Origin of the sequence: Streptomyces sp. NBC_01198 (assembly GCF_036010485.1) — a bacterium.
Classification (GTDB): Bacteria; Actinomycetota; Actinomycetes; order Streptomycetales; family Streptomycetaceae; genus Actinacidiphila.
In genome coordinates this window covers 7304418-7322500 of the sequence record NZ_CP108568.1, presented here as the reverse complement: position 1 = coordinate 7322500, position 18083 = coordinate 7304418, and the positions used below count along the sequence as shown (strand labels likewise).

The following is an 18083-nucleotide window of genomic DNA, read 5'->3' as shown; positions in this document are numbered from 1 at the left end:
CTGCTCTCGCGGATCGCCGTCCCGTGACAGGCTGTGACGGCGTTTGTGATCTCCGCATCTAGGAGGCTTCCCTCATGACGACCGTTTCGTCTCCCCTGGCCGGCCGGGTCATCGGGCTCGCGGCAGTGCCCGACCCGGTGTTCTCCGGGGCGATGGTGGGTCCCGGTACGGCGATCGACCCGGTGCGCGAGCCCGGCGAGGCGGTGTCTCCGGTGGACGGAGTGATCGTCTCCCTGCACCCGCACGCCTTTGTCGTCGTGGACGACGCGGGACACGGTGTGCTCACGCATCTTGGCATCGACACCGTCCAGCTCAATGGCGAGGGCTTCGAACTGCTGGTGTCGAAGGGCGACACGGTGGCCCGCGGCCAGGCCGTGGTGCGCTGGGACCCGGCGGCCGTCGAGGCGGCGGGGAAGTCGCCGATCTGCCCGGTGGTCGCGTTGGAGGCCACCGCCGAGGCGCTGTCGGAGCTGGTCGACGCCGCCGACGTGGCGGCCGGCGACACCCTCTTCAGCTGGAAGTAGGGCGCGGACCGATGGAGACAACGCTGCGGGGTGTCGGTGTCAGCCACGGTGTGGCGATCGGCGAAGTACGGCATATGGGGACGGCGGTCCTGGAGCCGCCTGCCAAGCAGATCGCTTCCGGGGACACCGCCCGTGAGCAGGGACGGGCCCGGCAGGCGCTGGAGGCGGTGGCCGCGGACCTCGACGCCCGGGGCAATCTGGCCGGCGGTGAGGCGCAGGCGGTGCTCGAAGCCCAGTCGCTGATGGCGCTCGACCCGGAGCTGATGGCCGACGTCGAGCGCCGGGTCGCGGTCGGCAGCTCTGCGGAGCGTGCCGTCTACGACGCCTTCGCTTCCTACCGTGCCCTGCTCGCAGGCGCCGGGGACTATCTGGCCGGGCGGGTCGCGGACCTCGATGACGTACGGAACCGGATCGTGGCGCGGCTGCTGGGGGTGCCGATGCCCGGTGTGCCGGACAGCGACGAGCCGTATGTGCTGATCGCGCGCGATCTGGCGCCGGCCGACACGGCGCTGCTCGACCCCGCGCTGGTGCTGGGCTTCGTGACCGAGGAGGGCGGGCCGACCAGTCACAGCGCCATCCTGGCGCGGGCGCTCGGTGTGCCCGCGGTGGTGGCGCTGCCGGGCGCTGGTGAACTGGCCGAGGGGACCGTCATCGCGGTGGACGGCAGCACCGGTGAGGTCTTCGTCGAACCGAGTGCGGAGAAGCAGGCAGCGCTGAACGAGGCGGCCGCGGAACGCAAGGCGGCGCTGGCGGCGTCGTCCGGGCCGGGTGCGACGTCGGACGGGCACAAGGTGCCGCTGCTGGCGAACATCGGCGGGCCCGCGGACGTGCCGGCCGCCGTGGAGGCGGGTGCCGAGGGCGTGGGGCTCTTCCGTACCGAGTTCCTCTTCCTCGACGACTCGGCGAACGCGCCCTCCGAGGAGAAGCAGGTCGAGGTCTACCGGCAGGTGCTTGAGGCCTTTCCCGCCGGCCGGGTGGTGGTGCGCGTGCTGGACGCGGGCGCCGACAAGCCGCTGGACTTCCTGACGCCGATGGACGAGCCGAACCCAGCACTGGGTGTGCGCGGGCTGCGGTCGCTGCTCGACCACCCGGAGGTGCTCGACACCCAACTGCGCGCGCTGGCCGCGGCCGCGGCCGGACTTCCGGTGCACCTGGAGGTCATGGCGCCGATGGTGGCGGACCGGCAGGACGCAAAGGCGTTCGCGGACGCGTGCCGTTCGGCGGGGCTCCACGCGAAGTTCGGCGCGATGGTGGAGATCCCGTCGGCCGCTCTGCGGGCCCGGTCGGTTCTGCAGGAGGTGGAGTTCCTTTCGCTCGGCACCAACGATCTGGCGCAGTACACCTTTGCCGCCGACCGGCAGGTGGGTGCGGTGGCGCGGTTGCAGGACCCGTGGCAGCCGGCGCTGCTCGACCTGGTGGCGCTGGCCGCCGAGGCCGCGAAGGCCGAGGGGAAGAGCTGCGGTGTGTGCGGTGAGGCCGCGGCGGATCCGCTGCTCGCGTGCGTGCTGACGGGCCTCGGTGTCAGCAGCCTTTCGATGGGTGCGGCGTCGATTCCTTACGTGCGGGCGACGTTGGCGAAGTACACGCTGGCGCAGTGCGAGCGTGCGGCGGCGGCTGCCCGTGCGACCGACAGCGCTGACGAGGCGCGGCGGGCCGTGCAGGGCGTGCTGTCCGGCGAATAGCCGCAAGTACCTGGCGGGTGTCCGGGGGGCGGGATCGACCGGGCGGCGGCAGGTTCGTCGCCGGCTGCGGGAAGGGCGCTTCACCCCAGGGTGGGGCGCCCTTCCTGCTGTCCCGGCTCATCTCCTGCCGGGTTCGTCGCCGGGCAGCGGAGGTGGCAGCGGGAGGCCCGCGCGGTAGCGCACTCCGGGCTCCGGTGGCACGGGCTCGCCGGTGTCGAGGTCGGTGCAGTACGCGTTGAAGACCTCGGCTTCGGTGAGCGGGCGGGGGCCGTCCGGGTGCAGGGACCAGCCGTACACGGTGTCGGTCCCTTCGCTGTCGGTGGTGCGCAGGACGAGCCCGCCGGGGCGGGCGGCGACCCGGGCCGCGGCCATGACGGTGCAGAGCACGAGTGCCTCGGTGTCGGAGAGGTGCAGCTCGCCGTCGGGGTCGGCGGTGATGTGGGCGGTGGCGAGCAGCGAGCTCCCGTCGGGGGCGGGCAGGCTGCAGACGAAGTGGTGGGCGCCGGGTCCCGCGGCTTCGACGATGCGCAGCAGGGTGTGCGAGGCGAGGTCGAAGGCGCAGTGGGCCAGCGGCTCGTCGCAGTCGGGGCACTGGCCTGCGGCGGTGAGCATGTCGCCGGCGCGGTCCCAGGTGGCACGGCGGTCGGCTTCGTGGGCGAGTTGGGTGCGCAGCAGCGCCAGCGGTTGCCGGGTGTAGGGGACGGCGGCTCCCGTGGTGCTGACGGCGGCCGTGTAGTGGATGCGGGAGGCGGAGGTGTCCGGTGGCCGGCGGGTGTCGGCGCAGTGGTCGGCGTACCGGTCCGGGTCGAAGAGGGTGACGGTGACGCTGGTGCCCTGGGCGTGCAGGGAGCGCAGCAGCCCGTCCAGGTGGTGCAGATACAGGCCGTAGTCGTGGAAGGGGAAGCTCGGATACCCGGTCATGGCGGTGAAGTCGTGGTCGTCGAGCAGCAGCCCGACGACGGTGGGTGCTTCCCGGCGCAGGGCACGGCGATACGCCGTGCGCCCCGGCGGCCGGCTGCCCGCCGGGCGTGCTGCTTTCCGGTTCCGAGTGTGCTTCGGCCTGCGGGCGGTGGTGCGGCTGCCGGCACTTCCCCTGCTGCCGGTGCCGGGGCCGGTGCTGCCGTTGGTGCCGGTGTTGCTGGCGTCGCTGCTGGTGCGTGACATCATTCCCCCTGCGGACGGATCCGAGTGATCCCTACTGCTCACTGACTGTAATCGGGGCCACTGACAACGGGAGCTCGGCGGCTGCCGGGCGGGGTCCGCCGAGGCGGCGCAGGACCATGCGCCGCTGGAGGAGCGCGGAGCCGGCGACGACGGCGCCCAGGCCGATCCAGCCTGCGGGTCCTGCCGCGATCACCACCGAGGTGATCAGCAGCGGGCCGACGCAGCGGGAGGTGGACTGCGCCAGGCCGTGCACCCCGACGTAGCTGCCCTGGCCGTGTGCGGGGGCGAGGCTGACGGAGAGTTCCCAGGAGACGGCGGACTGGATCATCTCCACCACGGTGAAGGCGACGGCGGCGACCACGACGGCGGCGGTCGCGGCCCACGGGGTGTGCAGGACCGCGACGGCGGTGGCGGCGCAGGACAGCAGGAAGCACAAGGCGACCTGGCGCAGCGAGTTCGCGGCCACCCGCGCCGAGCTGCCGTAGCGGGCGAGGCGTACCTGCAGGAGGACGACCAGCACGGTGTTGACGACGAAGATCGCGGCGGCCAGTTCGTGCGGTGCGCTGGTGCGGGTGACGATCCACAGAGGCAGGCCGACCGTGAGCGCGGAGCCGTGGAGGAAGGTCACCGAGTCGAGTGCCGCGAAGCCGAGGTAGCCGGTATCGCGCCAGGGGCTGCTCGCGGCCGGTAGTGCGGTTGCGCCGGCACCGGCAGGGCTGTCGGAGGCGGTACGGACGATGACGACCCTGAGCGCGGACGGCGGTTCGGCGCACCGGGTGACCAGGAGGGCGACGAGGACGAAGGACAGGCCGTCGCCGAGGAGCAGGATCCGGTAGACAGCGGTGGTGCCCACCGCCAGGGCGGCGGAGGCGGCGAGGCCGCCGAGGGTGTAGCCGAGGTTGACGACAGTGCGCTGGACGGCCTGGTAGCGGGGCCGGTCCGGTCCGGCGACGCGGGCGGCGAAGAGTTTGGTGAGCACCGACGCGGAGCGCTCACCCAGGCTGCCGAGCGCGACGAGCGGGAGGAGCTGCCAGAATCCGTGCGCGGTCAGCAGCAGCAGGCCGGAGGTGGCGCGGACGACCTGGACGGCGAAGAGCACGCGAGTGAGCGGCAGGCGGTCGGCGAGGCGGCCCGCGATGGGTGCGCCCGCGATGCCCGCCACGCCGCCGAGGCCGAGCAGGAGTCCGGTCCTGCCGGTGTCGAGGCCCGCCGCGACGACGAAGTAGAGGGCCGTGACCGAGAGCCACAGGCCCGAACCGATCTTGTCGACGAGGTTGATCCAGAGCATCCGCCGCCCGTCGGGGCCGCCGGGTATCTCCGGGATCCTCAGCACCCGTTGTACCCGCTCCGTCATCGGTGCCCCCTGCACGGCATCACGTCCCCAGGTCGGTGGTGGCGGGCCGGCGGCCCGCGCTTGCCCCTGCTTTTGTATTGATACATAATTAATTCTGTGGCGATACAATATGCGATCCAGGGTGCGACGGCCAGGGAGATTTCCGCGTCGGCCGAACGCGCGGTCAGCGAGGGCAGGTTGCGGCCGGATGAGGCCCTGCCGCCGGTGCGTGCCCTGGCCGACGCGCTCGGGGTGAGCCCGGGCACGGTGGCGAGCGCGTACAAGGAACTGCGGCGCCGCGGCATCGTGGTGACCAGGGGGCGGGGCGGCACGGTGGTGGCGCCCGCGCCGGTGGTGACCTCGCGGCGGCCGCCACGGGTGCCCGACGGGCTGCGTGATCTGGCCGGCGGCCACCCCGATCCGGCCTTCCTGCCCGACCTGGTGCCGCCCGGGCGGCTGTCGCCCGGCGCGCGTTCCCACCGGGCGGCGCCACGGCTTGCCGAGTTGGAGGAGCTGTCCCGCGCATGGTTCGCGCGGGACGGGGTGCCCGCCGAGCAGGTGACCTTCGCGCACGGAGCACTGGACTGCGTCTCGCGCCTGCTGTCGGTGGAGCTGCGCCCTGGGGACGCGGTGGCGGTGGAGGACCCGGGGTTCCACCATCTGCTGGACCTCGTACCGGCGTTGGGGCTGCGCACGGTCGCGGTGGCGGTGGACGGCGAGGGGCTGCGCCCTGAGGGTCTGCGGTCGGCGCTGCGGGGCGGCGCGCGGGCGGTCGTGCTGTGCCCGCGGGCGCAGAACCCGTACGGCTCGCGGATGTCGGCGGCCCGCAGGGCGGAACTGCTGGCCGTGCTGGCCGAGGCACCGGAGGTGCTGGTGGTCGAGGACGACCACAGCGCGGACACCGCAGGCGGCCCGCTGCACTCGCTGGTGACCGCGGGCACGGACGGCCCTGCGCGCTGGGCGCACATCCGCACCGTCTCCAAGCACCTGGGGACCGACCTGCGCTGGACGGCGATGGCCTGTGACGCGACGACGCTCGCCCGGCACGACGGGCGGCTGCTGCTGACGTCCGGCTGGATCAGCCATGTGCTCCAGGAGACGGTGGTGCGGCTGATGACCGATCCGGCCACCGGCGTGCTGGTGGCCGGTGCGGCGAGGGCGTATCAGGAGCGGCGGGAGGGGCTGGTCGGTGCGCTCGGCGGGTACGGGATCGGCGCGCACGGCGTGAGCGGGCTCAACGTCTGGGTCCCGGTGCGGGATGAGTCCGCGGTGGTCAACGGGCTGCGGTCGCACGGCTGGTGGGTGGCGGGCGGCGCCCGTTTCCGGATCGCCGCCGGGCCCGGGGTGCGGATCACCACGGCGGATCTGGCGCTTCCCGACGCGGAGCGGCTGGCGGCTGACTTCGCCGCCGTGCTGGCCGAATCCAGCAGCACTTACGGGGGTTGACGGGACGTCAGAGGCGGAGGGTGCGGCTGTCGGCACTCTTGACGGCGGTGGCGCGGGTCAAGTATCCAGTGTGCGGGGGGCATTGGTACAGACCAAATGGGAGTCCGGTATGCGAAGATCCCTCATCCTCCTCCTCGCGCTCTTCGGCACGCTCGTCCTCTTCCTCGTCCCGACCGCCTCCGCGGCCGGCGGCGCGGGTGCCGCCTTCACCAAGACCTCCGACTGGGGCAGCGGTTACCAGGGCCAATACACGATCACCAACAGCGCTACGGCGACGCTCGGTTCGTGGAAGGTCGAGTTCGACCTGCCGGCCGGCAGCAGCGTCGGCAGCTACTGGGACGCGCTGCTCACCCAGAGCGGCACGCACTACACCTTCACCAACCGCGACTACAACGGCTCCGTCGCGCCCGGCGCCTCCGTGGCCTTCGGCTGGGTCGGCGCGGGCAGCGGCGTGCCGTCCAACTGCAAGCTGAACGGCGGCTCGTGCGCCCCGGGCGGCAGCAACGGCGGCACCACCGCGGGCACCAGCTCCGGCACGTCGACCGGCACCAGCACGGGTACGAGCACCGGCACATCGACCGGCACCAGCTCCGGCACCACCACCGGTACCACGACGGGCGGCAGCACCGGCGGCAGCAACCCCGGCACCGGCCCGATCCGCACCGCGCCTTACGTGGACATGGGCGCCTGGCCCACCCCCAGCCTCACCGCGATGTCGCAGGCCGGCCGGGTCAAGAGCTTCACGCTGGGCTTCGTCACGTCGGCCGGCTGCAAGGCGAGCTGGTTCAACGCCTATGACCCGCGCCAGGCATGGGCCAAGGACCAGATCGACGCCATCAGGGCGGCGGGCGGCGACGTGAAGGTGTCCTTCGGCGGCGCCAGCGGCATCGAACTGGCCCAGGCGTGCTCCTCGGTGGACGCGCTCACCGCCGAATACGCGGCCGTGGTGGACGCCTACCACCTCACTTACGTCGACTTCGACATCGAGGGGTCGGCGGTCGCCGAGCCCGCGTCCATCGCCCTGCGCTCCCAGGCGCTTGCCAGGCTCCAGCAGAGCCACCCGGGCCTGCGGATCTCGCTGACCCTGCCGGTGCTGCCCGAGGGCCTGACCTCGGACGGCCTCAATGTGGTGACGTCGGCCAAGAACGCCGGGGTGAACCTCGACCTGGTCAACCTGATGGCCATGGACTACTACCGCACCGGAGACTACGGCGACGCGGCGGTCCAGGCGGCCGCCAGCACCCAGGCGCAGCTCAAGTCGCTCTACCCGGCGAAATCCGACGCCCAGCTGTGGGCGATGCTCGGGGTGACGCCGATGCTCGGCCAGAACGACGACGGCCACGTGTACGACCAGGCCGACGCCCGCCAGCTGGTCTCCTTCGCCCAGGGCAAGCACCTGGGCATGCTGTCCTTCTGGGAGGAGGGCCGGGACGCCAACGCCTGCAACGGCGCGCTGTACAAGTGCACCAACATCACGCAGGCGCCCTACGACTTCTCGAAGATCTTCGCGGCCTACACCGGCTGACCGGGCTGTCACCGGCCCTGCCCGGTGGTGCTTCTACGGGCGGTCCGCGGCGCGCTCCGCGCCCAGCCGCTCGTAGAAGCGCAGCACGTCCAGGTCGTCCACCGAACCGGGGTTGACAGCCTTGTCCAGCTCGGCGCCCTGCAACAGCCGTTTGACCGGCACCTCGATGCGCTTGCCGGTGAGGGTGTGCGGGACGCCGGGCACCTCGATGATCTCGTCGGGCACGTGGCGCGGGGACAGTTGGGCGCGGATCGCGTCGTTGATCGTGGCACGCAGCCCGTCGGTCAGCTCCGCGCCCTCCGCGAGCCGCACGAACAGCGGCATCCAGTAGCCGCCGTCCGGCTCCTCGATGCCGATGACCAGGGACTCGCGCACCTCGGGAAGGCGCTCGACCACCTCGTAGATGTCGGCGGAACCCATCCGCACCCCCTGCCGGTTGAGCGTGGAGTCGGAGCGGCCGTGGATGACGACGGTGCCGCGCGAGGTGAGGGTGATCCAGTCGCCGTGCCGCCACACACCGGGGAACATCTCGAAGTAGCTGTCGTGGTAGCGGGCGCCGTCCGGGTCGTTCCAGAACCGCACCGGCATCGACGGCATGGGGTTGGTCACGACGAGTTCGCCGACCTCGTCCACGACCGGCCTGCCCTGCGCGTCCCACGCCTGCAGGTCGGTGCCCAGGCACGCGGCCTGCAGCTCGCCGATGTGCACCGGCAGGGTCGGCACGCCCCCGGCGAAGCAACTGCACACATCGGTGCCGCCGCTGACCGAGGCGATCCACAGGTCCTCAGCGACCTCGTCGTGCAGCCAGCGGAAGCCGTCGGGCGGCAGTGGCGAGCCGGTGGTGGCGACGCAGCTGACCCGCGACAGGTCGAAGTCGCGGCCGGGGTGCACCCCGGCCTTGCGGCAGGCGATGACGTAGGCGGCGGAGGTGCCGAAGACGGTGGTGCCGGTCTGCTCGGCGACCCGCCACTGCGCCTCGATCGAGGGATGGCCGGGGCTGCCGTCGTAGAGCACCAGGGTGGCGCCGACCAGCAGCCCGGACACCAGGAAGTTCCACATCATCCAGCCGGTGGAGGTGTACCAGAAGAAACGGTCGTCGGGGCCGAGGTCGAGGTGCAGGCCGGTCTGCTTGAGGTGTTCGAGCAGGATGCCGCCCTGGGACTGGACGATCGCCTTGGGCAGCCCGGTGGTGCCCGAGGAGTACAGCACCCACAGCGGGTGGTCGAACGGCACCTGCTCGTAGGCCGGTTCCGGGTCGTCGGCGACCAGGTCCCGCCACTCCAGGGCGCCTTCGGGCGCCGGCGTGCCCAGCAGCGGGATGTGCACGGTCGCGCGCAGCGAGGGCAGCCCGGCCCGGGCCTCGACGACGACGCCGGTCCTGTCGTGCTCCTTGCCGCCGTAGCGGTAGCCGTCGACGGTGAACAGCACCACGGGCTCGACCTGCTGGAAGCGGTCCAGGACGCTGCGGGCGCCGAAGTCGGGCGCGCAGGAGGTCCACACGCCGCCCACCGCGGCGGTGGCGAGCAGCGCCACAGCGGCCTGCGGGACGTTCGGCAGATAGCCGCTGACCCGGTCGCCCGGCGTGACGCCGAGCCGGCGCAGCGCCGCGGCGAGCGAGGCGACCTGCCGGGACAGCTCGGCCCAGCTGAGGATGCCGGTCTCCATCCGCTCGTCCACGTACAGCACGGCGGGCAGCTCGGCGCGTGCGGTGTCCAGGGCGGGACGCAGGGCGTGCTCGGCGTAGTTGACTGTCGCGCCGGGGAACCAGCGGGCGCCGGGCATCGAGGCGTCGGCGAGGACGGTGTCGGAAGGGGTGCCGAAGCGGACGTCGTACCACTGGGTGAGCGCGCGCCAGAAGGTGGCCGACTCCGCCACCGACCAGGCGTGCAATGCTGCGTAAGTGGCCTGCGGGTCGTCGGGGAGTACGGCCGGGGCGCCGTGCCGCTCGTGCGCCCACTGCTGGAAGCGGGTCACCGACGCCCGGGCGACGCGTTCGGGGCCGGGTGTCCACAGCGCTTCCGGCGCTCGGTCGGCTTCGGTCTTGCTGGTCATGGGGCGGCTCCAGGACGGTCCACGGCACGGCTGGTCAGGACGATGCCATGTGATCGTCCGGCGCGCCAGGGCGGCCGTCCACAGGTGCGCGGGCCGCGATGTGTGGGCCGCCGGTCGTCGCCGAAGGTGAACACCGGCTGAACGGTCGGCGTGGCGGGCGCGGGCGGTGGAAAGGTGGGGGTCATGAATGCTCGGGACCTGCTGCGGTCGGTACGGGTGGCGGGTTCCGCCCAGGGATGGCGTACGGCGAGGTCGGCATGGCGCCGCCGGCGCGCCGACGCGCGCGATCTACCCGGGCCGGTGGCCGAGCGGGCGCGGGTGCCGGGCACGGCGCTCGACGCGGCGCCGATACCGGGCGGCGGCACGGTCCGCTTCGCCCGGTCCGAACTACGGGTCAGGGTCGGGATCGGCGGGGCCGTCTTCTGCGGCTGGGACGGCGCGGAGCCCGAGCCGTCGTACGCGGTGGCCGGAACCGCGAAGTGGGGTTCGCCGCGGGAGCGGCCGGCCGGCGGCCTGCCGGAAGCGGACCCGCGGGCACTGCTCGAACCCGACCCGGACGGCTGGCGGGTGGTCTCGGAGCGAGTGACGGTGCGCGTCTCCCGGCACGGTGCGGTGGAGATCCGCACCCCGGGCGGCAGGCTGCTGCGCCGTGAGCTGCCGCCGCGCTGGTGGGACCCGGTCGGCGCGGAGGAGGGGCGGGCCGGTGCGCGCTGGGTGCAGCGCTCGGAGACGCCGGCCGACGCCCGGGTCTACGGTCTGGGCGGCCGGGCCGCCGGGCCGCGGCTGGCGGCAGGCACCTACCGGCTGTGGAACACCGACCCGGGCGGCTCGTTCGAGCCGGGGGACGACCCGCTGTACATCACCATGCCGGTGCAACTGGTGGTCGCCGACGCGGGCTGCCACCTGGTCTTCCACGACAACACCTGGGACGGCCGGGTCACGCTGCGGGACGGCGAGGAGGGCGCGGGCTCCGGCCACGACCGGGCGGGCGGCTGCGAGGTGCGGATGGACGGCGGCCCGCTGCGCTACTGGGTGATCACCGGTACGCCGTCCCGCGTACTGGCCGGCTGGACCGCGCTGACCGGGCGCCCGGCGGTGCCGCCGCGCTGGGCGCTGGGCCCGCAGCACTCGCGGTGGGGCTTCGGCAGCGAGCAGGAGGTCCGCAGGGTCGTCGCCGGCTACCGCGAGCGCGGGCTGCCGCTGTCGGTGCTGCACCTGGACATCGACCACTTCGACGGCCACCGGGTCTTCACCGTGGACCCGGCGCGCTTCCCCGACCTGCCCGGCCTGTCGCGGGAGCTGGCCGGCCATGGGGTGCGGCTGGTGTCGATCGTGGACCCGGCGGTGAAGGCCGAGCCGGGGCTCGCGGTCTACGACGGAGGGCAGGCGGCGGGCGCCTTCGTACGGGACGCGCGCGGCGAGGAGGTGCGCGGTGTCGTGTGGCCGGGCGAGACGGTCTTCCCGGACTTCACCGACCCCGGGGCGCGCCGGTGGTGGGGCGGCCTCTACGCCGAGCGGCTGGCGCAGGGCTTCGCCGGGGTGTGGCACGACATGAACGAGCCGGTGTCCTTCGCCGCCTTCGGTGACGCCACCTTGCCGCGCTCCGCCCGGCACGCGCTGGACGGGCGCGGCGGGGACCACCGCGAGGCGCACAACGTCTACGCCCTGACGATGGCCCGCGCCGGATACGAGGGCCTGTGCGAACTGCGGCCCGAGCAGCGGCCGTTCCTCTTCTCCCGGTCGGGCTGGGCGGGGATGCAGCGCTACGGCGGCACCTGGTCGGGCGACGTGGCGACCGGCTGGGCGGGGCTGCGGTCCTCGCTGGCGCTGGTGCTGGGGCTCGGCCTGTGCGGGGTGCCGTACTCGGGCCCCGACGTGGGCGGTTTCACCGGGACGCCGTCGCCGGAGCTGTATCTGCGGTGGTTCCAGCTGGGCGCGTATCTGCCCTTCTTCCGTACGCACTCGGCGATCGACGCGGGGCGCCGCGAGCCGTGGGAGTTCGGCCCCGAGGTGCTGGTGCACGCCAGGGCCGCGCTCGCCGGACGGGCCAGGCTGCTGCCCTACCTGGACACCCTCGCGCATGTCGCGCACCGCACCGGGGCGCCGTACGTACGCCCGCTGTGGTGGAACTCCCCCGGTGACCGGGCCCTGCGGGAGTGCGGGGACGCCTTCCTGCTGGGTGACTCGCTGCTGGTGGCACCGGTGTTGGAGCCGGGCGCGACGACCCGGGCGGTACGGCTGCCGCGCGGGCTGTGGTACGACACCGCCACCGGTGAGGCGCACCGCGGCCGCGCCCAGGTGCTGCTGGACGCTCCGCTCGGCCGGATACCGGTGCTGGCCAGGGCGGGCGCCGTCCTGCCGGTGGCGGGCGGGGACGGCGGGACGGAGCTGGAGGTGTGGGCGCCGCGGCAGGGACGCACCGGCGGCGGGGTGGTGGTCAGCGGCGACCCGGAGGGATGGGGCAAGCCGCGGATGGAGCGCTTCGTGTCGCGGTGGGAGGACGGCGCGGTGGTCGTCGAGCGGGACGGCGGGGCCTCGCCCGCCTACACCGTCCGGATACGCGGCGCCGGGTCGTAGCCGCCGGCGAACCAGCGGCCGGCCGCCAAGGTGTGCAGCGGGAAGCCCAGCTCCTGGGGAGAGTGCAGGAGTTGGTGGCCCTCGGTCTCGTCGGTGGGTACGGACGGCGGCAGTTGGTCGCCGTCCCGCTGCGGCAGCAGCCCGAACAGCAGCAGATAGCCGCCGGCCTCGTCGGTGAGGGCGTCGGCGAGCACCACGTCGGAGGCGGCGGCGCTGATGCCGGTCTCCTCGGCCAGCTCGCGGACGACGGCGTGCTCCCAGCTCTCGCCGTGGTCGATGAAGCCGCCGGGCAGGGCCAGCCGGCCGCGGCTGGGCTCGATGGTGCGGCGGATCACGACCAGCCCGGTGCCGTGCGGCCCGCTGACCGGCAGCAGCGCGACGGCGACCGGCAGCGGGTTGCGGTAGGCGAAGGTGCCGCAGGACGGGCAGCGGCGCGGCCAGCCGGCACCGGCCGGGTAGCGCGCCCCGCAGGCGGAGCAGTGCGAGTTCGGCGCCGGGGACTGCGCGGGGGGCGCCGTCGGGGGCGCCGTCGGGGGCTCGGGTGTGGCAGCGGACACGCCCGGACTGTATCCGATCATCTGTCGCTGCACGCCCGGGAACTGATAGGCCAGGGGCATGCCGAAACTCACTGCTTTACTGCGAGCACTCGTTCTGCCTCTCGTCACACTGGTCGCGGTCGCCGCGGGCGGCCCGGCCCAGGCGCGGACCGACCGGCCCGCGCACCAGGAGCCCAAGGCTCCGCCGCAGTTCGTCGCGCTGCGGAACGTCGATCCGACGATCATCCAGGAGATGCGGTACTACACCCCGCACAACTTCACCGGCGCCCCGATCACGGGCTACCAGGCGCCGATGTGCATCCTGACCAGGGCCGCCGCAGAGGGCCTGCACCGGGCCCAGGTGCGGCTGCTGCGCAACGGCTACTCCCTGAAGGTCTACGACTGCTACCGGCCGCAGCGGGCCGTCGACACCTTCGTCAGCTGGGCCGAGGACCTGGACGACACCACGATGAAGGCGGAGTTCTACCCGCAGGTGGACAAGACCCGGCTGTTCGCGGACGGTTACATCGCCGCGAAATCCGGCCACAGCCGCGGCAGCACCATGGACCTGACGATCGTCCCGCTGCCGGCCAGGCCCACCCGCCCCTACCGGCCCGGTGAGCCGCTGACGCCCTGCTACGGGCCGAAGGACCAGCGCTTCCCGGACAACTCGCTGGACATGGGCACCGGTTTCGACTGCTTCGACACCCTCGCCCACACCCTCGACCCGCGCATCCAGGGCGTGCAGCACGCCAACCGGATGCTGCTGAAGAACGCGATGGAGGCGCAGGGCTTCACCAACCTGCCGGAGGAGTGGTGGCACTACACCCTCAACGCCGAGCCGTTCCCTGACACGTACTTCGACTTCCCGATAGACCGCGGGTCCCTGACCCGCTGACGGGCGGGCCCTGAGGACTCCAGCAGCACGGGGGCCCCGAGCAGCGACCCGATCGCCTCGCTCCACCGGCGCGGGTCGCGGCCCGGGGTGTCCCACCGCGCGGGCGCCGCACGCAGCAGCCGTCCGGTCAGTTCCGCCTGCCGCACCAGGTCGCCGGGCGGGCCGGCCGGCAGCCGTTCGACCATGGCGCCGTCGATGCCGTAGGCGCGGCAGATCCGCAGCCCCCGGCACCGGCGGGGCGCGTCCAGGTGGGTGACGGCCAGCGCGTCCACTCCCCCGCAGACCTCGGCCGCGTAGCCGTGTGCGACCGCGTCGAAGTGGCCGATGCGGAAGTCGCCCTGCCAGCGGCCGTGGCCGTTGTGCGGTTCGGGCAGCAGCGCGGTCAGCTCCGGGTCCTCGGTGACCAGCGGCCCGGGTCCGTGCCGGGTGGTGTACGTCCGCACCACGCCCAGCCGCAGCCCTTCGCCTGCCGCGCCCGCCTCGGCCAGCAGCGTCTCGGCGTGCGCGAAGGTGGTGGTCGACCAGGTGGTGTACGGGTGGAAGCCGTGCCACTCGTCGAGCAGGACGCCCTGGGCGCCCTCGAAGACCAGCCGCCCGCGGGCGGCCAGTTCGCGCAGCCGGGTCTCGTCGGTGAGCCGTACGGCCCGGGCGAAGGCCGTATACGCCTCCGCGCAGGCCTCCACCGGCGGGGCGGAAAGCGGCCCGAGTTCGTCGGTGAGGCGGTCGCGCAGCAGCCGCAGCCGGCGCAGCAGCCGGGGGCGTGCCGCGCAGTCGCCGGCGGTCGGCGCGTCGCCCGGATGTGCCAGCGCGTAGCGGGCGGTCTCCCCCACCCCCAACCCGCACGAGCCGTGCCTGCCCTCCCCCCTGGCCTGCTCGCGCAGCCGGTTGGCGGCCGCGTGGTAGGGCGTGGTCAGCGGCGCGGCCCGGTCGACGCCGACCAGCGCGTAGGGGTCGGGCACGCCGAGCGCGCGCAGATGGTCGGCCTCGGCAGCCAGCGCGAGCGGGTCCACGGCGGTGAGACGGGACAGCTGGGTGGGCACCCCGCGCAGGGTGCCCGCGCCGAACTGGGCGAAGGTGTGGTGGCGGCCGTCTGCGGTGACGACGTTGTGCGCGGCCTGCGCGCCGCCGTTGAAGCGCACGACGGCGGCGACACCGCCGGCCTGGCAGAGCCGGTCGACGGTGGCGCCCTTGCCCGCGTCGCCGAACCCGAGGTCCACCACGAGGGTGTGCCGTGGCGTCCCGCCGTCCGCCGCCGCGGTGGCGGCCGTCACCGGCCCGACAGGGCCCGCGCGACGGTGTCCACCGCCGCCGAGCCGACGTCGGCCAGGTCGGCGAGGCCGGTGGCCAGGTCGATGGCCTCCTCGCCCAGGCCGACGGTCAGCGCGATGGTCTCGCAGACGGCGTCGAGGTCGTCCAGCTCGATCACGTTCTGCCCCAGCAGGCGGCGCCACACGGTGAGGACTTCGGGGTTGCCCGCGTAGGAGGCGCCGGCCGGGAGGATGTAGTGGACGTGGTATTTGCGCTTGAGCTCGGCGAGGATGTCCCGCACGGGTATGTCGTGGCGGATCGTCTCGCCGAGGACGGCGCGCACTTCACGCGCCTTGACCTTGCCGTAGGGCATCTCGTCGCCGATGAGGAACAGGTAGCCGCGCCGGCCTCGCTTGTCGTGGCAGTCGAGTGCGGTGTGCCGTGCCATGGCGTAGAGGGCGAGTTCGTACGACTCGGTCATCTGGCCGCCGCCCCCGCCCTCCAGCAGGATGTTGCCGAGGTCGTCGTCCATCCGGTTGTCGGACTCGAACTGGCCGAGCTGGAGCGGGACCCGGTCGCAGGTGGCGTCGCCGACGGCGCCGAAGAGGATCTGCGGGTCCTGGACGTAGCCCTTGCGCAGCAGCAGGCCGAACAGGTCGGGCAGTTTGGTCTGCAGGGTGCGCGGGACGCCGCCCATGGAGCCGGTGACGTCGAAGAGCACCGCGATGGCAAGGGAGCCGGGGTGCTCGTCGGAGTCACGGCTCTCCCGGACGGTCAGGCCGTGCGGGTCGAGCGACTGGTGTGCGCGCCAGGTGTGCCGGGGCGCGCTGTGCCGGACCTGGTCGCTGTAGGCGAAGGCGTCGGTGCCCGAGGCGGCGCGATAGCGCGCGGCGGCGTCGTAGACGTTGGTGGACCAGCTTCCGCTGCCCATGGTCGTCCCCCTTGCGGTGGTGTGGTGTGCGGTGGCTCCAGCGGGTGGCGCCGGTCGGTCACGCGGGGCGCGCGGCCGGCATCGTGAACGGCCGGAAGGTGCGCGGCCCGTAGAGCCGTTCCAGCAACTCGTCGAGTTCGGCGAGCAGTTGCCAGGCGTCCTGCGGGCGCCGGCGCTGCTCGGGCAGGGTGCAGCCGCGCAGGAAGGCGCGGATCGGCGGCGGTGCCAGGTCGCCGGTCAGCGCCCCGACGCACAGCGACGCGAGGTGGATGTCGGTGGCCGGGGTCGCCGGCAGGTGCGCCGGCGCCTCGGGCGGATAGCTGCCGACGTGCCGGTGCGGCAGGACGGGGAGGTCGGTGCCGGTCGCGGTGGCGTAGCACCAGTCGATCAGCACCAGGCCGTGCAGGCCGGGGTGGATCAGCACGTGCTCGGGGAAGACCGCGCCATGGATCAGCCGGGCGCGGTGCGCCCAGCCCAGCGCCGTCAGCAGGCGCCGCCACATCCAGGCGGCGTCCCTCGGATCGAGTCCGCCGGGGTGGGCCGCGGCGACCTCGGCGAGGGTGTGGAAGCCGGTGAGCGGCGCGAAGGCGTCCACCACCTGCTCGGTGCCGTCGCCGTGCCGCAGGCGGAAGCTCTCGATCAGGGTGGGGGCGTACGCGCGGTGCCGTGCCTCGCCGACCGTGCGCAGCCGGGTCAGCACGGCGGCCTCGTGCTCCATCAGGTCGTTGTCCCGCGGCTTGCGGGGGATCTTGAGGACGGCGTCGCGGCGGTCGCCGTCGTGACCGTAGCGGGCGGCGCGGACGAAGGCGAGGTCGCCCTCGGCGATCAACGGGCCGAGTACGTAGCGGTGCTCCCCGCCGGTGACCGTCTCCTGCCGGGGCCGCCTGGCCTCCCAGGCGGCGCTGAGCCGGGCGAAGGCCGCGGCCGCCTGGGAGGCGCGGCCCGCGGGCGCCGTGTCGGGGTGCAGCAGCAGGGCGAGGCGGTGGTAGAGCCTGGCGGCCTCCCGCGGGTCGGCGGGGAAACCGCCGCTCAGCGCGGCGAGGGCGTCGTCGAAGTCGGCGGGGCGGGGGGTGGCGGCGCCCGCCGTGGCGGGGCCGGAGGCGGCGCCGGTCATCGCACCCCCGCTTCGCGGTCGGGGCGCAGCAGCGCCGGGTGCAGCAACCGGGCGTCACCGGCCCGGTAGAGGCGGGCGCGCGGACCGCCGCGGCTGCCAGGCCGGGAGTCGGTCTCGCCGGTGGACTCCACGAAGCCCGGCACGGACAGCACCTTGCGGTGGAAGTTCCCGGCGTGCAGCGGCGCGCCCCAGACCGTCTCGTAGACCTCCCGCAGCTCGGTGATGGTGAAGGTCTCGCCGAGGAAGGCGGTGGCCAGCGGTGTGTACTCGATCTTCGCCCTGGCCCGCTCCAGCCCGTCGGCGAGGATCACGCCGTGGTCGAAGGCCAGGTTGCCGGTCGCGCTGTCAGGACCGGGCCGGCGGACGGCACCACCCCCGTAGGTCCCGGTCCGCCGACCCTGCTCGAAGGGACGCGGACCTGCCTCGTCCGGTTGCCCCGTTGGTGATATTGCCTCGACCGGCAGCCAGCCCGCGCCGGCCGCGTCTCCGCCGGCCTGCGCGTCCGGCAGTCCGGGCGCGAAAGCGAGGTAGGCCACCGAGACGACATGCATCCGCGGGTCCCGGTGCGGGCTGCCGTACGAGCCGAGCTGTTCGAGGTGCACCCGGCCGAGGGCGGCGGCGTCCAGGCCGGTCTCCTCGGCCAGTTCGCGGGCCGCGGCCTCGTCCAGCGATTCCCGGCCGGACCGGACGAAACCGCCGGGCAGCGCCCAGTGGCCCGCGAACGGCTGCCCGCCGCGCTCCACGGCGAGCACCTGCAGCCGGCCCGCCCGCAGCGTCAGCGCCACCACGTCCACGGTGACGGCGATCGGGTCGAAGGCGCGCGGGTCGTACTCGGCCAGGAAGTCCCGTTCCGCCTGCGTGCCGTGCGGCTCGGTCATGACGGGCACTGCCTTCCCACGCTGCTCAGCGTCGTCATTCTCATGATGAGTATTTCTCCCTACGAGAAGAACGTAGCACGGGGTGGCGGGAGCGTCCACGGCGGATCAGGAACTTTCCGTGGCGCACGACGGCTTGACGCTCCGTCACCGCCGGGGAACACTTCCGGCAGCGCGA

14 protein-coding genes are annotated in these 18083 nt (G+C 73.6%); 6 read left to right on the top strand and 8 right to left on the bottom strand.

Going from position 1 to position 18083, the window contains the following annotated elements:
- Window positions 1–74: 74 nt before the first annotated feature.
- Both OG702_RS32735 and ptsP read left to right on the top strand, forming a co-directional pair.
- The gene (locus OG702_RS32735) at window positions 75–524 is read left to right on the top strand and encodes a PTS sugar transporter subunit IIA (protein WP_327292571.1); all 450 of its coding nucleotides are present in this window, start codon (window positions 75–77) and stop codon (window positions 522–524) included.
- 11 nt (window positions 525–535) lie between these two features.
- Entirely contained in the window at window positions 536–2206 is a 1671-nt protein-coding gene (gene ptsP, locus OG702_RS32730; protein WP_327292570.1) for a phosphoenolpyruvate--protein phosphotransferase, read from the top strand.
- 117 nt (window positions 2207–2323) lie between these two features.
- Here ptsP and OG702_RS32725 read toward each other — a convergent pair whose 3' ends face one another.
- Complete coding sequence (locus OG702_RS32725; protein WP_327292569.1) at window positions 2324–3373, bottom strand: hypothetical protein; 1050 nt, start codon at window positions 3371–3373, stop codon at window positions 2324–2326.
- 28 nt (window positions 3374–3401) lie between these two features.
- Window positions 3402–4724 (bottom strand): MFS transporter, encoded by a 1323-nt coding sequence (locus OG702_RS32720; protein WP_327292568.1) that lies wholly within the window; start codon window positions 4722–4724, stop codon window positions 3402–3404.
- A 96-nt stretch (window positions 4725–4820) separates the two neighbouring features.
- On the opposite strand from OG702_RS32720, the gene OG702_RS32715 reads away from it, so the two are divergent.
- Window positions 4821–6149 carry an aminotransferase class I/II-fold pyridoxal phosphate-dependent enzyme gene (locus OG702_RS32715; RefSeq protein WP_327292567.1) on the top strand — a complete coding sequence of 443 codons (1329 nt, stop codon included), beginning with the start codon at window positions 4821–4823 and terminating at the stop codon, window positions 6147–6149.
- Window positions 6150–6258: 109 nt separating this feature from the next.
- The gene (locus OG702_RS32710) at window positions 6259–7674 is read left to right on the top strand and encodes a cellulose binding domain-containing protein (RefSeq protein WP_327292566.1); all 1416 of its coding nucleotides are present in this window, start codon (window positions 6259–6261) and stop codon (window positions 7672–7674) included.
- 33 nt (window positions 7675–7707) lie between these two features.
- Here the strand turns inward: OG702_RS32710 and OG702_RS32705 are convergent, their stop codons facing one another.
- Window positions 7708–9726 (bottom strand): acetoacetate--CoA ligase, encoded by a 2019-nt coding sequence (locus OG702_RS32705; RefSeq protein WP_327292565.1) that lies wholly within the window; start codon window positions 9724–9726, stop codon window positions 7708–7710.
- Between the two features lie 183 nt (window positions 9727–9909).
- Between OG702_RS32705 and OG702_RS32700 the strand changes: the two genes are divergently transcribed.
- On the top strand, window positions 9910–12303 hold the full coding sequence (locus tag OG702_RS32700) for a glycoside hydrolase family 31 protein (protein ID WP_327292564.1): 2394 nt from the start codon (window positions 9910–9912) through the stop codon (window positions 12301–12303).
- Here OG702_RS32700 and OG702_RS32695 read toward each other — a convergent pair.
- Window positions 12270–12881: an NUDIX domain-containing protein gene (locus tag OG702_RS32695; RefSeq protein ID WP_442814657.1), complete on the bottom strand. Its 612-nt coding sequence runs from the start codon at window positions 12879–12881 to the stop codon at window positions 12270–12272. The genes OG702_RS32700 and OG702_RS32695 overlap by 34 nt on opposite strands.
- A 37-nt stretch (window positions 12882–12918) precedes the next feature.
- Between OG702_RS32695 and OG702_RS32690 the strand changes: the two genes are divergently transcribed.
- Window positions 12919–13737, top strand: a complete 819-nt coding sequence (locus OG702_RS32690; protein WP_327292562.1) for a M15 family metallopeptidase — start codon at window positions 12919–12921, stop codon at window positions 13735–13737.
- On the opposite strand, the gene OG702_RS32685 is transcribed toward OG702_RS32690, so the two are convergent.
- From OG702_RS32685 to OG702_RS32670, 4 genes are read right to left on the bottom strand one after another with little or no spacing between them, the layout of a single operon-like run.
- Entirely contained in the window at window positions 13662–15008 is a 1347-nt protein-coding gene (locus tag OG702_RS32685; RefSeq protein ID WP_327292561.1) for an adenylosuccinate synthetase, read from the bottom strand. The two genes, OG702_RS32690 and OG702_RS32685, sit on opposite strands and share 76 nt — an antisense overlap.
- Window positions 15005–15916 carry a hypothetical protein gene (locus OG702_RS32680; RefSeq protein WP_327292560.1) on the bottom strand — a complete coding sequence of 304 codons (912 nt, stop codon included), beginning with the start codon at window positions 15914–15916 and terminating at the stop codon, window positions 15005–15007. Before OG702_RS32680 ends, OG702_RS32685 begins: the two co-directional genes overlap by 4 nt.
- A gap of 58 nt (window positions 15917–15974) precedes the next feature.
- Complete coding sequence (locus OG702_RS32675) at window positions 15975–17030, bottom strand: molecular chaperone DnaJ (RefSeq protein WP_327292559.1); 1056 nt, start codon at window positions 17028–17030, stop codon at window positions 15975–15977.
- A complete protein-coding gene (locus tag OG702_RS32670; protein ID WP_327292558.1) occupies window positions 17027–17908 on the bottom strand; it encodes an NUDIX hydrolase in 882 nt (293 codons plus the stop codon). The genes OG702_RS32675 and OG702_RS32670 overlap by 4 nt, the downstream gene beginning before the upstream one ends.
- Window positions 17909–18083: the final 175 nt, after the last annotated feature.